The organism is Domibacillus indicus, assembly GCF_023715895.1.
Lineage (GTDB): Bacteria > Bacillota > Bacilli > Bacillales > Domibacillaceae > Domibacillus > Domibacillus indicus_A.
The window spans coordinates 1-255 of record NZ_JAMBOO010000132.1; the positions used below are offsets into that span (position 1 = coordinate 1).

Here is a 255-nt window from a genome sequence, read left to right on the forward strand (position 1 = left end):
GGTTCTTGCCGTCATTTTTCTTCCCAGTACGCGCCTTACGAATCGCTAGGTGCCCCGCCTTGCACACATACATACCCGCATCCTTATTAAATTCAAATTCATCTTCTTTCACACGTCCCCCTTGGGTGATTAGCGGATTCAACTTGGAGGCCAGTTGAAATTTTTCTTTTTTTGCATACTGTAAGTTTGCTTTTTCTGAGTACGCGGTATCCCCGATAACGGTGTCTATTTCCATTCCAGCTTCTTTGCTTTTCT

1 pseudogene is annotated in these 255 nt (G+C 44.3%); it reads right to left on the bottom strand.

What is annotated here, in order from left to right:
- Positions 1–255: pseudogene (locus M3221_RS25955) on the bottom strand (IS5/IS1182 family transposase); the annotation flags it as partial.